This window comes from Taylorella asinigenitalis ATCC 700933 (assembly GCF_000687755.1).
In the GTDB taxonomy this organism is placed as follows: domain Bacteria; phylum Pseudomonadota; class Gammaproteobacteria; order Burkholderiales; family Burkholderiaceae_B; genus Taylorella; species Taylorella asinigenitalis.
Map to the genome: position 1 here is coordinate 1 of NZ_JHXN01000045.1, position 1,259 is coordinate 1,259.

The window sequence follows — 1,259 nt, forward strand, 5'->3', positions numbered from 1 at the left end:
ATCGCGCGGTATTCCTGCTCTTGGTTGGCCTCGCTCGGGGCGCTGTCGCGTTCCAGAAAGAGAAACTCGGTGCGCATCAGGCCCACGCCCTCGGCCCCGGCGTCGAGCGCCCCGGCAGCGTCCGCCGCCCGGTTGATGTTGGCGGCGATTTCGACCCGCACGCCGTCGCGGGTGCCGCCCGGCTGGTGGCGCGCGGCGCGGGCGGCTTCGCGCTCGGCGGTGAGCACGGCCATGCGCTCGCGGGCGGCCTGCACGTCATTCTCTGAAGGGTTGAGGTAGAGCCGCCCCGCCGAGCCGTCCAGAATCGCCAGGGTTCCGTCGGGCACCTCCAGCACGCCAGCTCCCGCCGCCACGATGGCGGGCAGCCCCAGCCCCCGCGCGATGATGGCGGTGTGGCTGGTCGGCCCGCCCTGCGCGGTGGCAAAGCCCAGCAGGGTATCGGGGCCGAGGCGGGCGGTGTCACTCGGCGTGAGGTCGGGAGCGAGCAGGATGACCGGCGCCGCGCCCGTCTGTACGGTGTCTTCACCCAAGCCCAGCAGGTGACGCAGCACCCGGCGCTGCACGTCGCCGAGGTCGCTGGCACGGCCCGCGAGCACCGGGTCGTCGAGCTTTTGCAGCTGCGCGATGCGCTCGTTCGTCGCCTGCTGGTACGCCCAGGCGGGGCCGTGGCCGTCGAGGATGCGCGACACGGCGTCCTGTACGGTCCCTTCGTCGGCGAGCAGTTCCTTGTGCGCCGCGAAAATGGCGGCCTTGTCGGCGCCGAAGCGGGCGTGCACGTCGGCCATCATGCTGTCGAGGTCGGCGGCGGCGGCTTGCAGGGCGGCGTCGAGCTGCGCGGCGCCCTGGGCCGGGTCGGCGGGCTCGTCGGTGACGGTCAGGGACCGTTGCAGATGCTGGCGGGTGGTGCCGACCACCAGCCCGTCGGCGGCGCCCACGCCTTCCAGCGCCGCGCCGACTTGCTGCGGAACCCAGTCGGGCGTGCGCGTGGTGGGAGGGGCGGCGGCCTGCGGCGCGGCGGCGCTCAGGTCGTCTCCCAGCCCGGACTGAATGGCGTCCACCAGCGGCCTGAGCAACGCCTGCTGGTCGGTGCTGACGGTGAGCGGCGTGCCCCGCGTCAGGCCCAGGCTGAGCAGTTCCATCAGTTTGGTCGCGTCTGCCGAGCGCCCGTCGTCCCGGGTCAGCCGCGCTTTGGCGCCCGCTTTTTTGACCATCCCGGCAAGCAGGGTCGCGGGGCGGGCGTGCAGCCCCTGTGGGTTGGG

The 1,259-nt window shown here is 73.4% G+C and carries 1 protein-coding gene; it reads right to left on the bottom strand.

Annotated features, from left to right (window positions below):
- The coding region (locus T432_RS09045; RefSeq protein ID WP_028884796.1) for a PEP-utilizing enzyme at window positions 1-1,259 on the bottom strand (1,259 nt) is incomplete at both ends.